We start from the raw sequence: 303 nt of genomic DNA, 5'->3' as shown, positions 1-303 counted from the left end.
TTGATACTTTGATACCTTGTCTTTCTTACTTTAATATGACGGTGATCTTGCTCAATGAGGTTATTCAGATATTTCGATGTACAATGACAGTCAGGTTTAAGTTTAAAACCTTTAATTACTTTAGCCATTGCTACCTTCGTTGAAGGTGCCTGATCTGTAATTACCTTTTGAGGTTTACCAAATTGTTTAATGAGGCGTTTGATAAACGCATATGCTGAATGATTATCTCGTTGCTTACGCAACCAAATATCTAATGTATGTCCCTCTGCATCAATGGCACGATATAAATAGCTCCATTTTCCT

Annotated in this window: 1 pseudogene; it reads right to left on the bottom strand. The window is 35.3% G+C overall.

Annotated elements, in window-relative coordinates:
* Positions 1 to 303 (bottom strand): annotated as a pseudogene (locus tag APS80_RS10425) (IS6-like element IS257 family transposase); the annotation flags it as partial.

The organism is Staphylococcus auricularis (assembly GCF_001500315.1).
GTDB lineage: Bacteria > Bacillota > Bacilli > Staphylococcales > Staphylococcaceae > Staphylococcus > Staphylococcus auricularis.
This window is presented reverse-complemented; position numbering and strand designations above follow the sequence as displayed.